Here is a 17,827-nt window from a genome sequence, read left to right on the forward strand (position 1 = left end):
TCTACATCTACTCGGTATGCAGCACCGAGGCGATGGTCATCCGGGCCGCAGACCGGGCCGGGACCAGGGCGCCGAGGACTGCGATCGCCACACCCGCCAGGAGCATCGCGGCCAGCTGCGGCGCGTGCCACACGTCCTTCATGTACTCCGGGAAGTCGACCACTCCGACATGGTCCACGACGAGGCGGTGAGCCGCGATCCCGAGCGGGATGCCGAGCAGCCCGCCGACCGCGCCGAGACCGGCGACCGAGGTCACCGTCATCACCACCACCTGCCGGGGGGTCATGCCGATCGACTTGAGCATGCCCAGGTCCCGGCGCCGCTCACGGGTGTTCAGGAGGACGGTGTTGAAGACGCCGAGCGAGGCGACGAGGGTCAGCAGCACGGTGAACACCGTGGAGAAGGTGATAACGGTGGCGGTGCCGGCGTTGCCGGAGTCCATCACCGACGCGTGCAGGCCCGGGTCGAGCGCCGTGACCGCCTCGGCGTAGGCACGGGCGTCGGCGCCGGGGGCGAGGCGTACCGTGTACTCGGTGGCGCGGGCGTCCGGTGCGAGTCGGGTGAGACTCTCCCAAGTGGCCTCCAGCGCCCGGGCGTTGCCCTCGATGACCTGACCCACGACGGTCGCGGTGATCTTCCTGCCGTTCAGCTCCAGCGTGACCCGGTCACCGAGCTTCAGTCCGCGCTGGGTCAGGAACGCCGGCCCGGCCACGATCTCGCCCGCCGCGGCCGGCGCCCGGCCCTTGACGATGGTGCGGTCGTACACGGAATCGTCGCCGCGGTAGAAGTCGGCGAAGACGGGCTGGGTCTGCCCGGTCATGTGCGCCTGGGACAGCGCGCGGGCCCGTACCTTCTCCGCACCCGGCAGGGAGCGCAGCCGTTCCTCGATCTGCGGGTCGCTGAGCCGGGGCGGGGTCCGGTCGCTGCCCGACCCCCCGGTCGTCACCTGGATCCTGGCGCCCCCGTCCTCCCGCCCGACGTTGCCGTAGGCCACCAAGGTGCTGGTCAGTCCGGTCGACAGGGTCACCGTGGTGACCCCGAGGACGATGGCCGCCATGGTCAGCAGGGTGCGGGCGGGGCGGGCGAACGGCTGGCCGAGACCCAGACTGACCGGGCGCGGCAGCCGGGTGGCGCCGAGCATCCGCTGGACGCGCAGCCCGCGTCCGGTCCGCGGCGCGCCGCCCGCGCTGATCGCCCGTGCGGCGGGCAGCCGGTGGGCCCGCAGGGCGGGGGCCAGCGCGGCCAGCAGGACGAGGGCGGGCATGCCCACGAGGCAGGCCACGGACACCCACGGACTGATGTCGCCGACTGAGGCCCGGCCCACGTCGATGCCGGTGAACGCGACCTTCAGGATCGGTCCGGCCAGCGCGTTGCCCAGCAGGGTGCCCAGCACGCAGCCCACCACGGCCGGTACGGAGAGCATCGTCAGGTAGACGGCGACGACCTGGTTCGGGGTGAAGCCCAGGGCCTTGAGCACCCCGATGTGCCGGTAGCCGGAGACGACCGCCCCGCTGACCACGTTGCCGACGATCAGGGTGGAGACCAGCAGGCCGAGGACGCCGAAGAGCGTCATGAACGGGAGATAGGAGTCGGCCAGCGCAGAGAAGGCCCGCTTGAGGGTGAGGTAGGTCTGCGTGCCGGTCAGCGAGTCCTCGGGCAGTCCGGTGGTGGCCCGTGCCAGCGAGGCGCTCAGCTCGGCCTCCGTAGCGGAGTCCGTGAAGCGGTAGAGCATCTGGGCGGAGGTCGGGTGCAGCGCGGCCATCTGCTCGGGCGAGACCCAGGCGCTCGCCGACTTGCTCATGCTGGTGGCGAATCCGACGACGGTCAGCGTCCCCCCGCCTGGGGTCTCCAGCTTGGTGCCGAGGAGGGCCGTGCCGGGCGAGCCCTGGACGGACCAGTTGACGACGATCTCGCCGGGTGCGGTGGCCCAGTGGCCCTCCAGCAGCTCGATCCGGTCCACGGGGCCCGCCGGATCGGCCCGGCCCACCACGCTGAGGGTGCCGCCCGCCATCCAGAGCCAGTCCTTGGGAATGTCGACGACGGCCTGCCCGAACGGTCCGGCCGCGGCCTCCACCCCGGGCTGCCGGGCGGTCCGCGCCAGCTGCCCCGGCGAGACCTTCGTGGTGTCGAAGGCCGCCACCGTATGGGCACCGCGCTGTTCGGCGTAGGCCCTGTCGAAGGGGCTCGAGGCGGCGGTCAGCAGCGCCAGTGCGAGCAGGACGGTCGTGGTGGAGCAGAGCACGACGAGCCCGATGACGAAGGTCTGGAGCCGGCGGCGCTTCACGGCCGCGCGCGAGGCTCTCCATACGGCGCTCACGCGGTCGCCTCCAGCGCGCTTTCGCGGGCGACCCGGCCGTCGGCGACTTCGATCAGCCGGCTGGCGCAGCGGGTGGCCAGCTGCGGGTCGTGGGTGACGATCAACAGGGTCTGGCCGATCTGGTTGAGGTCGATCAGCAGATCCATCACCTGCTCGCCCGACCGGCTGTCGAGGGCACCGGTCGGCTCGTCCGCAAGGAGCAGGGCCGGGCGGTTCATCAAGGCCCGTGCTACGGCGACGCGTTGGCGCTCGCCGCCGCTCAGTGTCGCCGGATAGTTGTTCCGGCGCTCGGCGACACCGAGTTCGTCCAGGAGCTCCAGGGCGCGGCGGCGCGCCTGCCGGGCCGGGGTGCCGGTCAGCTGCGCGGCCAGCGCCACGTTGTCCAGGACGGGCAGGTCGTCGATGAGGTTGAAGAACTGGAAGATCATGCCGACGTTCCGCCGCCGGAACAGCGCCAGGCCGGTCTCGTTCAGCTTCCCGAGGTCGTGGCCCTGCACCTCGACCGTGCCCGAGGTCGGCCGGTCCAGGCCGGCCACCATATTGAGCAGGGTGGACTTGCCGCAGCCTGAGGGGCCCATCACGGCGACCGCGTCGCCCGCCCGGATCTCCAGCGAAAGGCCGTCCAGGGCCTTCGCGTCGCCGTACTCCTTGTGTACGCGGTCCAGCCGCACCACCACTTGCCGGGCACCGTCATGATCAGTTGTCATGACTCGAACTTAGGTCCGGGGCCGATGGCGGGGCGTCACCCGCCGGATGTATCCGTCCGGGCAGGTCATCCCGGGGATGTACGGAGCTGCATCCAGGGGCCGATGCGGGGCCGCGTCATGCACCTGCGAAGATGATCCGGTGGGGGAATCCTGGACGATTTGGCTGGTCATCGCCCTGGTGGTGGCAGTCGGCGCCGCCGGGTGGCTGTGCGTGGTGGCGCTGCGGGCGCGGCGGCGGCACCGGGTGGCCATCGAGGAGCGCGGCTGGCTGCTCGAGCGGGAGCGCGAGAGCGCAACGCGGACGGCGGTGGCCGCCGAGCGGGCCAGGATCGCCGCCGAGCTCCACGACATCGTCAGCCACAACGTGAGCGTCATGGTGGTCCAGGCCGGGGCCGCCCGCGAGATCCTTGCCACGATGCCCGACGAGGCCGCGGCCGCGATGAGCGCCGTCGAGACCGCCGGGCGGAACACGATGACCGAGCTGCGGCACCTGCTCGGCCTGCTCGCACCCGCACAGGACGGCGAGGACGAGCCCTACGACGTGGACCTGTCACCGCAGCCCAGCATCAGCCGGCTCGGCCCGCTGGTCGACCGGATCGCCTTTGCCGGCCTGCCCGTCGAGATGCGCATCTCGGGCGAGCCGCGCCCGCTGCCGACCGGGATCGACGTCACCGCCTACCGGATCATCCAGGAGGGCCTGACCAATGCACTCAAACACGGGGACGGGGCGAAGGCCGAGGTGACGGTGCGGTACGCGGACCACTACCTGCGCGTCGAGGTGCTGAACAGCGGACCGAGCGTCCTGTCGGGCGGCACGCCCGCACAGAAGGAGCCGGGCCGGGGCCGGGCGGACGGAACGGGGCGCGGGCTGCTCGGCCTGCGCGAACGAGTCGCCGTCTACGGCGGCGACCTGGACGCCCGCCGCCGCCTCGGCGGCGGCTACCGCGTCCGCGCCCGTATCCCGCTGGACCGGCCATGACGACGCACACCGAGCGCGCCCCGCGCGTCGTGATCGCCGACGACCAGGAGCTGGTACGCACCGGCTTCCGCCTGATCCTGACCGCCCGCGGCATCGACGTGGTGGGCGAGGCCGGTGACGGAGCCGAAGCCGTGGCCGCCGTGCGCAGGCTGCGGCCCGACGTCGTGCTGATGGACATCCGAATGCCCGCCATGGACGGCCTGGAAGCCACCCGCCGCATCCTCGCGCAGGCCCCGGACTGCCGGGTGATCATGCTGACCACCTTCGACCTCGACCGGTACGTCTACGCCGCCCTCGCCGCCGGAGCCAGCGGCTTCCTGCTCAAGGACGTCACCCCCGCGCATCTGGCCGCGGCCGTGCGCCTGGTCGACACCGGTGACGCCCTGCTCGCCCCCTCGATCACCCGCCGTCTGGTGGAGCGTTTCGCCTCCGGCACCCCGACCACCTGCCCGGGCCCCGCGACGCCGGCCGTCCACCGGGACCTGGCCGCACTGACACCGCGCGAGCTCGAGGTCCTGACGCTCATGGGCCGGGGTCTTTCCAACACCGAACTGGCGCGGGAACTGACGCTCAGTGAGGCGACCGTGAAGACCCACGTGGCCCGGATCTTCGCCAAGCTGACCCTGCGCGACCGGGCCCAGGCCGTCGTCCTCGCCTACGAGACAGGACTCGTCTCACCGGGCGAGTCCGCCGACACCGCCGACCCCTACCGATAGCCGCAGTTCGCTGCGGCGGAGCGGGGACGTCTTTGTCCCTGTAGCAGCCGGCGCCGCCTCAGGAGGAGTCGCGCCAGACGTCCACCAAGAGGACGACGGACGCGTCGCGGTGGTCGGACACCGACATGTTCTTGACGGTGATCAGAGCGGCCCAGCCCTGCTGGTTGCGCACGCAGATCTGCGATCCCGCGCTGAGCGTGCTCGTGTCGACGGAAGAGGTGAAGTCGAGCTTCTTCCGGCAGGCTTCGCGTGAACCCTGCTCGCCGCTGTCCAGCCGGATGAGGTGGGATTTATAGGCGCCGAAGCTGCAGCCCTCGAAGTCCAGGCAGAGGAAGTAGAAGTCGTCGTCGGAGCCCTGCCGCGGTGTGAGCGGCTCGTCAACCAGGTTCAAGTGATGTCCGGAGGGCAGGGTCACCTCCTTGGAATCCGCCAGCGGCTGTGTGTTCTTCGCACCCGCGGCAGCCGTGCCGCCTCTGCTGCCGCTTCCGGTGCCGCCGTCCGTCAGGACGTATGCCGTCGCGGCACCGGCGGTCAGGACGAGCGCGCCCAGGGCCGCGAACAGGACGGTGCGCGGGTTGCGTTTCCGCTGTGGTTGCGGGAGTTGTGGGATGTACGAGGGCGGCTGCAGGACGTACGAAGACGGCTCCGGAACCCGGGAAGGCGGCTGCAGGACGTAGGAAGACGGCTCCGGGGCGTAGGAGGGCGGCTGCGGGGCAGGCGGGAACGCCGGCACGACCGCGGTGAGGGGGGCCGTGAACGCCGGGCCGGGTGCGGGTGCGGGTGCGGCAGGCCGCTGTGCGATGCCCGCTGCAACCCCGGTCGGCAGCCAGCCCTCGGTGCGCCGCAGCTGGGTCTCGTCGCCCGCGGCGCGGCACAGGTCGATGACCGCGGACAGCGCCGGGCGCTGCTCCGGGTCTCTGGCCAGGCACCGGGCCACCAGGTCCCGCAGCTCCGCCGGCACCCCGGACAGGTCCGGTTCCTGGTGGACGATGCGGTAGAGCACGGCATGCGACGGCCCGTCCCCGTACGCGGATGCACCCGTCGCGGCGAAGACGGCCACCTGCCCGAGGGCGAAGACGTCCGTCGCCGCGGAGACTTCGGCACCGGATGCCTGCTCGGGCGCCATGAAGGAGGGCGTGCCGACGGTGACCCCGCTCGCGGTCAGGGACGTGGCGTCGGCGGCCCGTGCGATACCGAAGTCGATGACGCGCGGCCCGTCGGAAGCGAGCAGCACGTTGGACGGTTTGAGGTCGCGGTGCACCAGGCCCGCGCCGTGGATGGCCTGCAGCGCCTCCGCGATGCCTGCGACGAGCAACAGCACGGTCGGCACCGGCAGCGGCCCGTCGTCGGCGACCGCGGAGGTCAAGGTGGGGCCGGACACGTACGCCGTGGCCAGCCAGGGCCGCGGGGCGTCGGTGTCGCTGTCGAGGACCGGCGCCGTGCACAGCCCCTGGACGCGCCGGGCGGCCGCCACCTCGTCGGCGAACCGCCGCCGGAACTCCCGGTCCTCCGCGAACTCCGGCCGGATCACCTTGATCGCCACAGGGCGGCCGGCCGGGGTGTACGAGAGGTAGACCTTGCCCATCCCGCCGGAACCGAGCCGTGCGACGAGCCGGTAGTCCCCGACGACCGACGGATCGTCACCGTCCAGTTCCTGGAAGACCCCGGCGGATCTGTTGTTCTCCATGATCTCCACACACCCCCGGCCCGCACCCTAACGCGCGCCGCACACCTCGCACGCCTCGGCCCCCGGTCATCCGAGGGCCCCCGGCGCGAGGCGCGAGGCGCGCGCCGCCCCAGCCGCAGAGCGGGCGCAGAGCGGGCGCAGCACGTCGTCGTGTCGTCCACCCCAAGGGCTGCCCGGTATCCCGGTCACACGGAACGGGAGAGTTGTTCGCGCACCCATGCAGCGGTGGGGTTGACGTGCGGCCGGCCCGCTGCGAAGACAGTCGGAACGGTTTCATTGCCGTCGTTGGCTGCCCTCACCGTGGCCGCTCCGGCCGGGTCACGCCAGATGTTGACCCAGTGCAGTCGGCGGGCGCTGCGGCCCAACCGGATGCGCAGTCGGATGCAATATTTGCAGCCCGGCCGCCAGAAGACGACCGGCCGGCCGTCGGCCGCGCTGCGGCGTTGTGCCTCCAGCGAGTCGATCGACCTCGGGAAAACCAGAGGTGAGTTCACGCCTGCGAGCAGCACGAACACCGGCAGGACTGCTGCGGCTGTGCCGAGGCTGCTCTCGCTGAGGATCAGCCCGGCCACAAGGGCCGAGCCGCAGAGCACCAGCAGCATCGGCAAGATCCAAGCACGCACCATGATGAGAAAGGCTATCGATGAATCGAAGGGGCCGGGCCGCTACGTCCGCGGGGACGGCCTCGGCGCCTCCCAGGCGGGCCCGACGGAGAGGTAGGTGGTGCGCTGGATGAGGTCCCCGGCCCGGAGCTTCTGCGGTCCCCAGGACAGGCCGTCGTTCCGCGCCGTGTCCACGGACTCCAGCACATGGAACGTCCCGGTGTCGATGATCAGTCGCAGGCGCCAGGTATCGGCGTCCAGGTCGACGGCCGTGCCGGAGCGCCCGGTGCTGTCCTTGACCCGCTCCGTCACCCGCGCCCCGGGAATCCCGGTGAGGACCTTGAACAGTGCCGCCCGCAGCTGCGGTTCGGCGGGCGACTGGGAGAGCAGCTCCTCCATGCCGTTGTAGAGGTCCTCCGCGACCTCCTCTCCGGTGGCCTTTCCGACGAGCCGGGCCCGCAAGGCCGCCGGGTCGGTGGGCAGCTTCTTGAGGTCGTCCCACATGACCGGTTTGCCGCAGATCACGTAGGCCATCCCTCCCGTGTCCTCCCGGGAGTAGTCCTGGACCAGACCGTTGGCGGGCTGCTCGCGTGTGCCGCTCCGGCTCAACCAGACGGTCTTGTACGCCCCGTCCCGCCGCTGGGTCTCGTCGCTGCTCCGCATCCACTGGAGGGTCTGCACCTTCCAGTACGGTGCCGGCCCCGTCTGCTCCTGCACCGCCGTCCGATCCGCCGCCGGAGAGCGCTGCACGTCCCCGGAGTCCGACCAGGGCTGGAAGGCGACACCCAGTGCGATCGCCACGACCGCCGCCGCCGAGACGAGCACGGGAAGGCGCCGCCGCCACGTCCGCACCGGGACGACCGCGGCCACCGGCTCCCGTTCGAGCTCCAGCTCGACGGCCTGCCCGTCCCCCGCCGGCCGTCCGGCCGCCGCCGACCGCACCGCGGCCAGCGCCGCGGCGACGGCGTCCGCCGAGGGCGGCGCGACCTTGCCCGCGGCCCTCAACCGCCCGGCACCGGGGAAGTCGAGGAGGTCCCTGTCGTTCATGTCCTGCTGCCCGGTCATGCGAGGTCTCCTGTCAGGGAAAGCGGGGCGGAGGGGCCGAGCGCCGCGCGCAGCCGGGTGCGCGCCCGGTGCAGCCGGGACCTGGCCGTGCCCGCGGGGACGCCGACGACGGCCGCGGCCTCGGTGGGGCTGAGCTGCTCCCACGCGATCAGGAGCAGCAGCTCCCGCTCCACGGCCGGCAGCTCGGCCAGGGTCCGGCGCATCAGCGGCGCGACCGCCGCCGCGTCCAGCCTCCGGTCGACGGCGTTCCACGGGTCGCTGCTCGCCTCGCCGGCGAGCGCGGCGGCGGCCGCGGGCCGTTCCTGCCCGCGCCAGTGCGCGGCCAGCACGTTGCGGGCCACGCCGAAGAGCCACGCCCGGACCGGCCCGCGGGCCGCGTCGTAGGTGCCGCGCCCCGCGTAGGCCCGCAGCCACGCCTCGGCCAGCAGATCGTCCGCCGCGCCGGGTGCCCGGCGCGCGAAGTAGCCGTGCAGCGCCCTCGAATGGCGCTCCACGAGCGGTTCGAAGGCCGACGCGTCGGTTCCCGAGCGCGCCAGCAGTTCCTCGTCCGTCGCCACGGACCTCCCCTTCCACGGGCCACGCCTTCCGCGGCCCCCTCCCCTTCTTGTGTCCGCCCCGCGAAAGCGTTCGCGCCCGGGAACCGGGCACAGGCAGCGGCGTAGGGTGCGACGGCCCGCCGGGTCAGCCGGTCGCTCACCTTCGCCGCCCCCGGAACCGCTCCGGAGCTGTTCCGGAACCACTCCGGGATCTCCAGTGGCTGCGCCAGCTCCGCGCACTTACGCCGGGCCTTCCAGCAGCGGGTACGAAAGGCAGCCCGACAGGGGGACACGGGTGACGGGGGTTCACGGGCAACAGGACATCACCCGCGAGCAGGAGCCTCTCGCGGCTCGCGACGGTTGCGCGCCGTGGGATCCGGCGGGGAGTGCTACCGGTCTCCGAGGAGAGCAAAGGCAAAGGCGAGGCGGCGGTCGAGCCAGTCGGCCTTGATCGTGACCAACTCGCTTCCCTCGGAGGTCATGACCGGCTTTCCGTCGGCCTTCCATTCCAGAGTCCGCGACTTGGGAGGCTGCTCGCCGCCCTCGGCACCCATGTCCATGACGACTCGGAAGGCGGTCAGTACGACCTTGGTGGCGCCGAGCCCGAGGAGTTCCTTCGGGTCGTTGGTCGCCCATTCGCTGCGACCTGCGATCGCCTTCCAGTCGTCAGCGTCCGCCGAGGCTGCTCCCTCCGTCGACGTCGAGGACGTGGCCGGTGATGAACCCTGCGTCGTCGGAGAGCAGGAACGCGACGGCCGCGGCGACGTCGTCGGGAGTGCCCAGGCGCCCCATCGGGGTCGAGGCGATCGCCTTGCGCTCGGCCTCGCTGCCGACGGGCCGCGCGCGGCGGAACAGCTCGGTGGCGGTGGGGCCGGGCGACACCGCGTTGGAAGTGATGCCGTCCGGGGCGAGTTCCAGCGCCCAGGAACGGGTGCAGCCAACGAGCGCACTCTTGGCCGCCGCGTAGGACGTACGGTCCTTGGCGCCGTACGTCGCCCGCGAGGTGATGTTGACGATCCGGCCGAAGCGCTCCGCGCGCATGCCCGGCACGAGGGCCTGGACGATCTGGACCGAAGCGCGCAGGTTCAAATCCACCACCTGATGCAAGGTTGCAAGATCGAGGTCCTCGATGGGCTGGGGCTGCGCGATACCCGCATTGTTGACGACCCGGCAGACCGGGCGCCTTCGGGTGACCTCTTCCAGCATGCGTGCGGTGTCCTCGACATCGGCAAGGTCACACCGCAGGAACGTGCCGGGGAACTCCTCATCGGGCGCGCTCCGAGCGACGCCGATGACTCCATACCCTGCCTTCGCGAGCCGCTGGGAAATCGCCAGTCCGATGCCCTTGCTGGCACCGGTGACCAGTACGTCCTTCATTCGCTCCTCAAACTTCCACTGTTTTCACGCCGTTGCCCGCCCCGGTCGTCCTCGTGCGCGGCCGCGTACACAATGCTGTCACTTACACCCATCAGATGCACAGCGGTCTTATGGCTGGGCCGACCGACTTATGGCTGGGCGACCGACCGAACGTCGTGACTACGCAGGTTTCGCCGCATTGCGGCCAGGCGGTGGTGGGGGTGAAGCACAGCTCGGCCTTGTTGCACGGCCCACCAGAGGCGCCTGCCTACCGGATTGCGCCCATCGTCTACGGGTGAGGCCGGGCGCGTCGGCCAGCACCTTCCGGGCGGCTGCGGTGACCCTGCCGACTGAGCGTTTCCCCAGGTCGGAGGGGATTCTACGGAGCCGCACCGGCACGCTCGGGCGAGCCTGCGATTGACATGCAGGTAAATGCCTGCATGATGGAGATGTGAGCAGCGATATGGACAAGGTCTTCAAGGCCTTGGCTGACCCGACCCGCAGGTACCTGCTCGACCGGCTGCACGAGAACAACGGCCAGTCCCTGGGTGAGCTGTGCGAAAGCCTGGCGATGTCCCGCCAGTCCGCCACACAGCACCTGGGCCTTCTGGAGGCCGCCAACCTCGTCAGCACCGTCAGGCGGGGCCGGGAAAAACTCCACTACCTCAATCCCGTACCACTCCACGAGATCCAGGAGCGGTGGATCGAGAAGTTCGAACGCCCTCGCCTCCAGGCGCTGAGCGCACTGAAAGAAAGAGCCGAATCCGCCATGAGCACCAAGCCCGAGTTCGTCTACACCCTCTACATCCACGCAACGCCCGACAAGGTCTGGGAGGCCCTGACCGACGCCGAGGCGACCGCCGCCTACTGGGGCCACAGCAACGTCTCCGACTGGCAGGTCGGCTCCCCCTGGGAGCACCGCCGCGTCGACGGATCGGGCGTGGCGGACGTGGTCGGCACCGTCGTGGAGAGCGACTCGCCCAAGCGCCTCGTCACCACCTGGGCCGGCCCGGACGAGGAGCGCCCGGCCGGGCCGTCGAAGGTCACGTTCGACATCAAGCCCCTCGGCGATGTCGTCCGGCTCACCGTCACCCACGAGAACCTTCGCGACGAGGCCGAGAAGCGGATGGCCGCCGGCGGCTGGTCGAGCGTCCTGTCCAACCTCAAGACGTACCTGGAGACCGGCAGCCCCCTCCCCGCGGACTTGTGGGGCCGCGACTGAACCCAGCGACTGAACCCCGTCCCCAGGGAACAGCGCCCCGGGCAGCTCCATGCCGGATGCCACTACGCGCTGGGGTCAGGAGGTCCGGGCGTGGTGGTCCAGCAAGCGGGTGAGCAGCTGCACGAACTGGTCGCGTTCGGCGGGGTTCAGCGGCGCGAGCAGTTCGTCGTGGAGGTCGTCCAGGACCTTGTCGAGGCGGCGGAGGTGACGGCGGCCTTCGGCGGAGATCGTGATGATGTTGCGGCGCCGGTCGCCGGGATCCGGCGCCCGCTCGACGAAGCCACGCTCGGCCAGTTCGTTGAGCACGCCGACCATGTCGCTGCGGTAGATGCCGGTACGCCCGCTCAGCGTCGCTTGACTGCCCGGCCCGAAATCCTGCAGTGAGGCGAGCACGGCGTAGTGCCACTTGCGGGCGTCGGCAGCCTGGGCCAGCCCCTCGTTGATCAGCCGGTCCGACCGCACGGTCAGCTGCGACAACAGCCGGCTCGCCCGTCGGCGCAGTCTGTCGGGCGTCCTGGGCGCGCCGTCGTCAGGCATGTCCGCGGCTTCGGCTCTGGTCATGGCGCCCACCCTACCCGTTGCGTTAGTCAGACTAACGATGTACGTTCACTCGCGCCGAAAACGTTAGTGGAACGAACGTTGACGGAGTGAACTCCCAGGAAGGAAGGATCCGCCATTCCCACCAAGACGCTGCAGATTCCCACCCCGGACGGCCGGGCCGACGCCTTCGCCGCCTTCCCCGAGCACGGCGAGCGGCACCCAGCGGTGCTGATGTACGCGGACGCCTTCGGTATCCGGCCCGTAGTGGAGGAGATGGCCCGCGAGCTGGCCGGGCACGGGTACTACGTGCTCGTCCCCAACTTCTTCTACCGGCACGGCCCGACACCCCTGATCGAACTTCCCGGGCACATCGGGGAAGAGGTCCGGCCCGCGGCCATCGCCCGGCTGATGCCCTTGATCAGGGCGCACACTGCCGAACGTGTCCTGCGCGACGCCGACGCCTACCTCAGTTTCCTCGCCACCCAGCCCGAGGTCGCCGCCGGACCGGTCGCGGTGACCGGCTACTGCATAGGCGGCCTGCTGGCGATGCGCACCGCCGCGGCCCATCCCGACCAGGTGGCCGCCGTCGCCGCATTCCACGGCCCCGTGGGCGCCGACGGGCCCGGCAGCTTCTCCAAAATCACCGCCCGGGTCCACCTCGGCCACGCCGAAACCGACATCACGCCCGAGGCCCTCGGCGAGCTCAACCAGGCCCTGGACGCCGCAGGTGTCGACTACACCTCCGAGATCTACCCCGGCACCGTCCACGGCTTCACCATGTCCGACACCGACGCCTTCAACCCCGCCGCACTGCAGCACCACTGGGACCGCCTGCTGCCCCTCCTCGACCGCACCCTGGCCTGACTCGACATCACCGCCGACGGCACTGTGCCGAACGGGTGACGAGGCGGAGGTGCGACGGGGCGACGGGGCGACGGCGCTGCTTCGCCGACCGTCCCCGTCCGGGGCAGTCGGCGAAGCAGACCGGAAGCCGTCAGCTGCCTGCGCCGCGAGCGGGTCCCTTCGACCGCACCTGGGACTGCGGCCGGGACTGTGACCGAGACTGGGGCTGGGACTCGGGCAGCGCCCCGCCCTCCTCCTCCCAGTCGGCCAGACGCCTGGTCATCGCGTCCTCACGCGAAGCGGAATCCGCCCGCCCGCGCCCGGGAGACCGCCCATCGCGGGCACTCTTCCCGGACTCGTCCTCACGTCGGCCACCGGCCATGCTTTGCCTCCTGCCTATCCGTCCGACACGCGGGCACGCATCCGTACGCATCCGTACGCATCCGGTATGTATCCGCACGTGTGCGTACGCGCCCGTGTGTCCATCAGAACAGCGCTCTCCCGCCCCCACGACTCCGGATACCACAGATGGGTGCCCGTGCCCGTGCCCCTGCCCGAGCAGGCAGCGCACTGAAAGCCGCCCCCCGAGGGGCCGGACCCGACCGGGCTGTCAGCCCCGGCAGGTGAGCTGCGCCGGCAGCTTGGTGCTGATCAGGTACTCGGTCTCGCGCTCCCGCGCACAGGCGGAGTTGAAGTACGAGACGTGCCCGTTCACGTCGGTGACCAGAAGCCGGCTGTCGGCGATCTGGCCGGCGAGGCGACGCGCTCCCGGCAGCGGAGTCGCCGGGTCGTGCGTGTTGGCGGCGATGAGGATCGGCGGAGCCCCTCGTACGACGGTCGGCTGCCACGGATTGGTCGCCTTGACGGGCCAGTCCGCGCAGGAAGCGGACATCACCCACGCCTCTGCGGCGGCGCCGGTGCGCGGGGCGACCTTGCGCGCCCGGTCCAGCCGGGCCGCGGCGTCGGCGTAGCCGGTGAACTGCGGCGGGAAGTCCAGGCAGGACACGACGGCGTACGCGCTGTCCGGATTGCCGACGTAGCCTCCGCCTTGGACGAGGCCGGAGGCGTCGTTGTGGCGGTCTGCGGCGGCCAGCCGCTCGGACAGCTTCACCCACGCGTTCACGCCTGTGACATCCTCGATCAGGCGCAGCCGCAGGAGCTGTTCGGGCAGGGCCATGCGGATCCAGTCGCCGTTGACGGCTCCGATCTTCTCTCCGGGCGCCGGGATCGGGGTGCGGTCGGCGCGGGCCACGACCCGGTCGTACACCGCACCCACGTCCTCGCCGTGCAGCGCGCACGCGGTGTCCTCGGCGCACCAGGCGACGAAGCCGTTGAACTCGCCCTCCATGGCGGCGGCTTCCTCGCGCAGGAAGCGGGCCGAGCCCGAGGCGTGATCGACGGGGCCGTCCAGGACCATGGTCCGGATCCGGTGCGGGAACAGCTGGGCGTAGGTCGCGCCGAGGAAGGTGCCGTAGGACACGCCGAGGTAGTTGAGGCGCTGCTCGCCCAGCGCGGCCCGGAAGACGTCCATGTCGCGGGCGACGGAGACGGTGTCGACGTTCCGGACGAGGTCACCGTGCCGGGTCAGACAGCGTTCGCCACGGGCGCGGCTGTTGCGCTTCATCTCCTCGTACTCGCGAGGGCTCTTGGGGAAGACCACCTGGCCGGGGTCGAGAACCGGGCCGCAGTCCAGGGCCTGGCTGCCGCCGGTCCCCCGGGGGTCGAGGCTGACGAGGTCGAAGCGTTCCCGCAGCGGGCCGCCGAACATCTTGTCCGCGGCGCCGTACTCGAACATCGTCGCACCCTGGCCGCCGGGGCCACCAGGGTTGAAGAACAGCGCGCCGACACGGTGCGCCTGATCGCGGGCCGGGACCCGGGCGACCTTGACGTCGATCTTGCTTCCTGCCGGCTTCTTCCAGTCCAGCGGGACACGTATCGTGCCGCACTGAACGGCAGACCCGTCGCTGCACGGCTTCCAGGCTACGGGGGAGGCCGATGCTTCGGATGCTGGGGCGGACGTCGGTAAGAGTGCGCCGGACACGTCGGTCGCGGGAGCTGAGGAGCCGGGGGCAGAGACAGGGGCGGCCGCATGAGCAGCTGAGGCAAATGATGCGGCGGGGGCGACTGTGGTCGCGAGCAGCGTCAAGGCGCTGGCGCTCAGGACCACACCGTGTCGCACGGCCCGCGGTAGCGGCATACGCCGGTATTCGGTCGTCATACCCCCCATCCCAGCCCCGTTACGATCATGAAGGCAAGAGGCAATCACGCATGATGTTCCCGTGGCCCATCTTCCGACCGACGTGCGAGCCGCTCTCCGGTTCTTCGCGTTCTACCTAGGCAACGGCACCTTGGATCTCGAACTACTCGACGGGATCGACTACCGGGCCCGTTTGCTCGAATCCGGATCAGACCTCGAAATGGTCTTCGCGATCTTCACCAACGTGCTTGAAGTGGATGACCAAGGACAAACCGTCAACGACGGTGACGCTCAATACCGCGCCGCCCAGTGGATCCGCAGACGCTGCGATCCCGACTACCAGGTGGAGCCTCCGTTCGAGCCCTGGGAGACGGAACTGCACGGCCCCTGAGGGCCGTGCGAACCCCTGTGATGCGTGCGCGGGCGCCACGCGCCATGCAGGACCTGGCCGGCCGAACCTTCCCGGCTACCGGCTACCGGCTACCAGCTACCGGCACATAGGTGACCTCACCCGGAACTGGCGCCTGTCCCTCGGCCGCGTCGGCGCCGCCCCGGGGGCGCGGTACGGGTGGGAACCGTTCAGCTCCGCGGGGAGCCGGTGCAGCACGCGTCGCGCTCGCCGTCGTTCAGGACAGGGCTCTTGCCGAGGGTGTCGGCGTCGGCCTTGACGACGTAGACCTCCCAGGGCTCGCGGCCGGGGCCGTGCACCCAGACCTTGTCCTGGAGGGCGTAGCAGCAGGAGGTGTCGTTCTCCTCGAAGGTCGCCAGGCCGGACTCCGTGAGGCGTTCGGTGGCGGCGGCCACCTGCTCCGTGGTCCCGACTTCGACGCCGAGGTGGTCCAGGCGGGTGTCCTGGCCGGGTTCGCCTTCGATGAGGACGAGCTTGAGCGGGGGCTCGGCGACGGCGAAGTTCGCGTAGCCGGGCCGGCGCTTGGCCGGTTCGACGCCGAAGAGCTTGGAGTAGAAGGCCACCGACGCTTCGAGGTCGGCGACGTTGAGGGCGAGCTGGACACGGGACATGGCGATCTCCCTCGGGGCCCTTGCATTGATTGACTTCGATGCAAGCTTGCGCCTTGAATCGACAAGCGTCAACATAGAAGCATGTCGAATCAAGAATTCGTGGTGCTCGGGCAGGACGGTCCCGACGGCTGCTGCCCCGGCCTGCTGACCGCGCCACTGGCCGAGGACCAGGCCGTCGAGCTGGCCAGGGTCTTCAAGGCCCTGGGGGACCCGGTCCGGCTCCGGCTGCTCTCGATGATCGCCTCGCGGGCGGGCGGCGAAGTGTGCGTCTGCGATCTGACGCCCGCCTTCGAGCTCTCTCAGCCGACGATCTCCCACCACCTCAAGCTCCTGCGCGAGGCCGGTCTCATCGCCTCCGAGCGGCGCGGGACGTGGGTGTACTACCGGCTGCTGCCGGAGATGACCGACCGTCTCGCCGGGATCCTCACCCGCCCCGCCGGGCAGCCCCTGCCCGAGCCCGCCGAGGCCCCCTCGTGACCCGTACGACCACCGTCCCGGTAGCGGCCCGGCTGTCCTTCCTCGACCGCTACCTCGCGGTGTGGATCCTGGCCGCGATGGGCGTCGGCCTCGGCCTGGGCCGCATCGTCCCCGGGCTGGGGGACGCACTGGCGGAAGTCACCGTCACCGGGGTCTCGCTACCCATCGCGCTCGGCCTGCTGGTGATGATGTACCCGGTGCTGGCCAAGGTCCGTTACGACCGCCTCGGCAGCGTCACCCGCGACCGCCGCCTGCTCGTTCCGTCACTGGTGATCAACTGGGTCGTCGGGCCGGCCGTGATGTTCGCCCTGGCCTGGCTTTTTCTGCCGGACCTTCCCGAGTACCGCACCGGCCTGATCATCGTGGGCCTCGCGCGGTGCATCGCCATGGTGATCATCTGGAACGACCTGGCCTGCGGCGACCGCGAAGCCGCCGCCGTCCTGGTCGCACTCAACAGCGTCTTCCAGGTGATCGCGTTCTCCGCCCTCGGCTGGTTCTACCTCTCCGTCCTGCCCGGCTGGCTCGACCTGGAGACCACGGGCCTGGACGTGTCCGTGTGGGAGATCGCCCGTTCCGTGCTGATCTTCCTCGGCCTCCCGCTCGCTGCCGGGTTCCTCACCCGCCGCCTGGGCGAGAAGGCCAGGGGGCGCACCTGGTACGAGACGAAGCTGATCCCCCGCATCGCGCCGTTCGCTCTGTACGGGCTGCTCTTCACGATCGTCGTGCTCTTTGCCCTCCAGGGCGACGCCATCACCTCCAAGCCGCTGGACGTCGCGCGGATCGCCCTGCCGCTGCTGGTCTACTTCGCCGTCATGTGGGCCGGGTCCATGGGCCTCGGCCGCGCCGTCGGTCTGGACTATCCGCGGACGACGACCCTGGCGTTCACCGCTGCCGGCAACAACTTCGAGCTGGCCATCGCCGTCGCCATCGCCACCTTCGGCGCCGCCTCAGGCCAGGCCCTCGCCGGAGTCGTCGGTCCTCTCATCGAGGTCCCCGTCCTGATCGGTCTCGTCTACGTCGCGCTGGCCGCCCGCCGCCGCTGCTTCCCCTCACCCGCCGCCGTCGGCCTGCCGGCCGCCGCCGCTCCGGAAGGTTCCACCCGTGCCTGAGTCCCGTAAGCCCTCGGTGCTGTTCGTCTGTGTCCACAACGCCGGACGCTCCCAGATGGGCGCCGCCTTCCTCACCCACCTCGGTGCGGGCCGCGTCGAGGTCCGCTCCGCCGGGTCGGCCCCCGCCGAGACCGTCAACCCGGCCGTGGTCGAGGCCATGCGGGAGGTCGGGATCGACATCTCGGCCGAGACCCCGAAGGTCCTCACGGTGGAGGCGGTGCAGTCCTCGGACGTGGTGATCACCATGGGCTGCGGTGACGCCTGCCCGTACTTCCCCGGCAAGCGGTACCTGGACTGGAAGCTGGAGGACCCGGCCGGCCAGGGCGTCGACGCCGTCCGCCCGATCCGCGACGACATCGAGCAGCGCGTCCGCGGCCTGCTCGCCGACCTCGGCATCCCGGCCCGCGCATGAGCGACGCCGGCCACACCAGCCCCGCCGACGGGAACGGGAGCT

19 protein-coding genes are annotated in these 17,827 nt (G+C 71.0%); 8 read left to right on the forward strand and 11 right to left on the reverse strand.

Annotation, left to right across the window (positions count from 1 at the left end; genetic code table 11):
• Positions 1 to 7: 7 nt before the first annotated feature.
• A complete protein-coding gene (locus IE241_RS30360) occupies positions 8 to 2,317 on the reverse strand; it encodes an ABC transporter permease (protein ID WP_190025067.1) in 2,310 nt (769 codons plus the stop codon).
• A complete protein-coding gene (locus IE241_RS30365) occupies positions 2,314 to 3,024 on the reverse strand; it encodes an ABC transporter ATP-binding protein (protein WP_190025068.1) in 711 nt (236 codons plus the stop codon). The genes IE241_RS30360 and IE241_RS30365 overlap by 4 nt, the downstream gene beginning before the upstream one ends.
• A gap of 139 nt (positions 3,025 to 3,163) precedes the next feature.
• Between IE241_RS30365 and IE241_RS30370 the strand changes: the two genes are divergently transcribed.
• The gene (locus IE241_RS30370; RefSeq protein ID WP_229900060.1) at positions 3,164 to 4,003 is read left to right on the forward strand and encodes a sensor histidine kinase; all 840 of its coding nucleotides are present in this window, start codon (positions 3,164 to 3,166) and stop codon (positions 4,001 to 4,003) included.
• Positions 4,000 to 4,719, forward strand: coding sequence for a response regulator (locus IE241_RS30375; RefSeq protein ID WP_190025070.1), 720 nt, complete (start codon positions 4,000 to 4,002; stop codon positions 4,717 to 4,719). Before IE241_RS30370 ends, IE241_RS30375 begins: the two co-directional genes overlap by 4 nt.
• 58 nt (positions 4,720 to 4,777) lie before the next feature.
• On the opposite strand, the gene IE241_RS30380 is transcribed toward IE241_RS30375, so the two are convergent.
• The 6 genes from IE241_RS30380 to IE241_RS30405 all read right to left on the reverse strand — a co-directional run bounded on the left by IE241_RS30380 (position 4,778) and on the right by IE241_RS30405 (position 9,986).
• Positions 4,778 to 6,406, reverse strand: a complete 1,629-nt coding sequence (locus tag IE241_RS30380) for a serine/threonine-protein kinase (RefSeq protein ID WP_190025071.1) — start codon at positions 6,404 to 6,406, stop codon at positions 4,778 to 4,780.
• Positions 6,407 to 6,591: 185 nt separating this feature from the next.
• Positions 6,592 to 7,032, reverse strand: a complete 441-nt coding sequence (locus IE241_RS30385) for a glutaredoxin domain-containing protein (protein ID WP_190025072.1) — start codon at positions 7,030 to 7,032, stop codon at positions 6,592 to 6,594.
• Positions 7,033 to 7,071: 39 nt separating this feature from the next.
• Positions 7,072 to 8,073 carry a hypothetical protein gene (locus tag IE241_RS30390; protein WP_190025073.1) on the reverse strand — a complete coding sequence of 334 codons (1,002 nt, stop codon included), beginning with the start codon at positions 8,071 to 8,073 and terminating at the stop codon, positions 7,072 to 7,074.
• A complete protein-coding gene (locus IE241_RS30395) occupies positions 8,070 to 8,630 on the reverse strand; it encodes an RNA polymerase sigma factor (RefSeq protein ID WP_190025074.1) in 561 nt (186 codons plus the stop codon). The genes IE241_RS30390 and IE241_RS30395 overlap by 4 nt, the downstream gene beginning before the upstream one ends.
• A gap of 368 nt (positions 8,631 to 8,998) precedes the next feature.
• Positions 8,999 to 9,169: a hypothetical protein gene (locus IE241_RS30400; RefSeq protein ID WP_190025075.1), complete on the reverse strand. Its 171-nt coding sequence runs from the start codon at positions 9,167 to 9,169 to the stop codon at positions 8,999 to 9,001.
• 106 nt (positions 9,170 to 9,275) lie between these two features.
• On the reverse strand, positions 9,276 to 9,986 hold the full coding sequence (locus IE241_RS30405) for an SDR family oxidoreductase (protein ID WP_190025076.1): 711 nt from the start codon (positions 9,984 to 9,986) through the stop codon (positions 9,276 to 9,278).
• A gap of 442 nt (positions 9,987 to 10,428) precedes the next feature.
• Between IE241_RS30405 and IE241_RS30410 the strand changes: the two genes are divergently transcribed.
• The gene (locus tag IE241_RS30410; RefSeq protein WP_190025149.1) at positions 10,429 to 11,187 is read left to right on the forward strand and encodes an ArsR/SmtB family transcription factor; all 759 of its coding nucleotides are present in this window, start codon (positions 10,429 to 10,431) and stop codon (positions 11,185 to 11,187) included.
• Positions 11,188 to 11,262: 75 nt separating this feature from the next.
• On the opposite strand, the gene IE241_RS30415 is transcribed toward IE241_RS30410, so the two are convergent.
• Complete coding sequence (locus IE241_RS30415; protein ID WP_190025077.1) at positions 11,263 to 11,748, reverse strand: MarR family winged helix-turn-helix transcriptional regulator; 486 nt, start codon at positions 11,746 to 11,748, stop codon at positions 11,263 to 11,265.
• 114 nt (positions 11,749 to 11,862) lie between these two features.
• Here IE241_RS30415 and IE241_RS30420 point away from each other — a divergent pair, with 114 nt between their 5' ends.
• The gene (locus IE241_RS30420) at positions 11,863 to 12,591 is read left to right on the forward strand and encodes a dienelactone hydrolase family protein (protein WP_190025150.1); all 729 of its coding nucleotides are present in this window, start codon (positions 11,863 to 11,865) and stop codon (positions 12,589 to 12,591) included.
• Positions 12,592 to 13,180: 589 nt separating this feature from the next.
• On the opposite strand, the gene IE241_RS30425 is transcribed toward IE241_RS30420, so the two are convergent.
• A complete protein-coding gene (locus IE241_RS30425) occupies positions 13,181 to 14,797 on the reverse strand; it encodes an alpha/beta hydrolase (RefSeq protein ID WP_308433765.1) in 1,617 nt (538 codons plus the stop codon).
• Between the two features lie 52 nt (positions 14,798 to 14,849).
• Here IE241_RS30425 and IE241_RS30430 point away from each other — a divergent pair, with 52 nt between their 5' ends.
• Complete coding sequence (locus IE241_RS30430) at positions 14,850 to 15,158, forward strand: DUF7677 family protein (protein WP_190025079.1); 309 nt, start codon at positions 14,850 to 14,852, stop codon at positions 15,156 to 15,158.
• A 188-nt stretch (positions 15,159 to 15,346) separates the two neighbouring features.
• Here IE241_RS30430 and IE241_RS30435 read toward each other — a convergent pair whose 3' ends face one another.
• Complete coding sequence (locus tag IE241_RS30435; protein WP_190025080.1) at positions 15,347 to 15,787, reverse strand: ArsI/CadI family heavy metal resistance metalloenzyme; 441 nt, start codon at positions 15,785 to 15,787, stop codon at positions 15,347 to 15,349.
• 81 nt (positions 15,788 to 15,868) lie between these two features.
• Between IE241_RS30435 and IE241_RS30440 the strand changes: the two genes are divergently transcribed.
• Genes IE241_RS30440 through IE241_RS30450 form a run of 3 tightly spaced genes read left to right on the forward strand, consistent with a single transcriptional unit; the run spans position 15,869 to position 17,785 of the window.
• Positions 15,869 to 16,264: an ArsR/SmtB family transcription factor gene (locus IE241_RS30440; protein ID WP_190025081.1), complete on the forward strand. Its 396-nt coding sequence runs from the start codon at positions 15,869 to 15,871 to the stop codon at positions 16,262 to 16,264.
• Positions 16,261 to 17,373 carry an ACR3 family arsenite efflux transporter gene (arsB, locus tag IE241_RS30445; RefSeq protein ID WP_190025082.1) on the forward strand — a complete coding sequence of 371 codons (1,113 nt, stop codon included), beginning with the start codon at positions 16,261 to 16,263 and terminating at the stop codon, positions 17,371 to 17,373. The genes IE241_RS30440 and arsB overlap by 4 nt, the downstream gene beginning before the upstream one ends.
• Positions 17,366 to 17,785: an arsenate reductase ArsC gene (locus tag IE241_RS30450; protein WP_229900064.1), complete on the forward strand. Its 420-nt coding sequence runs from the start codon at positions 17,366 to 17,368 to the stop codon at positions 17,783 to 17,785. The genes arsB and IE241_RS30450 overlap by 8 nt, the downstream gene beginning before the upstream one ends.
• The last annotated feature ends 42 nt before the right edge of the window (positions 17,786 to 17,827 follow it).

The organism is Streptomyces hiroshimensis (genome assembly GCF_014650335.1).
Lineage (GTDB): Bacteria > Actinomycetota > Actinomycetes > Streptomycetales > Streptomycetaceae > Streptomyces > Streptomyces hiroshimensis.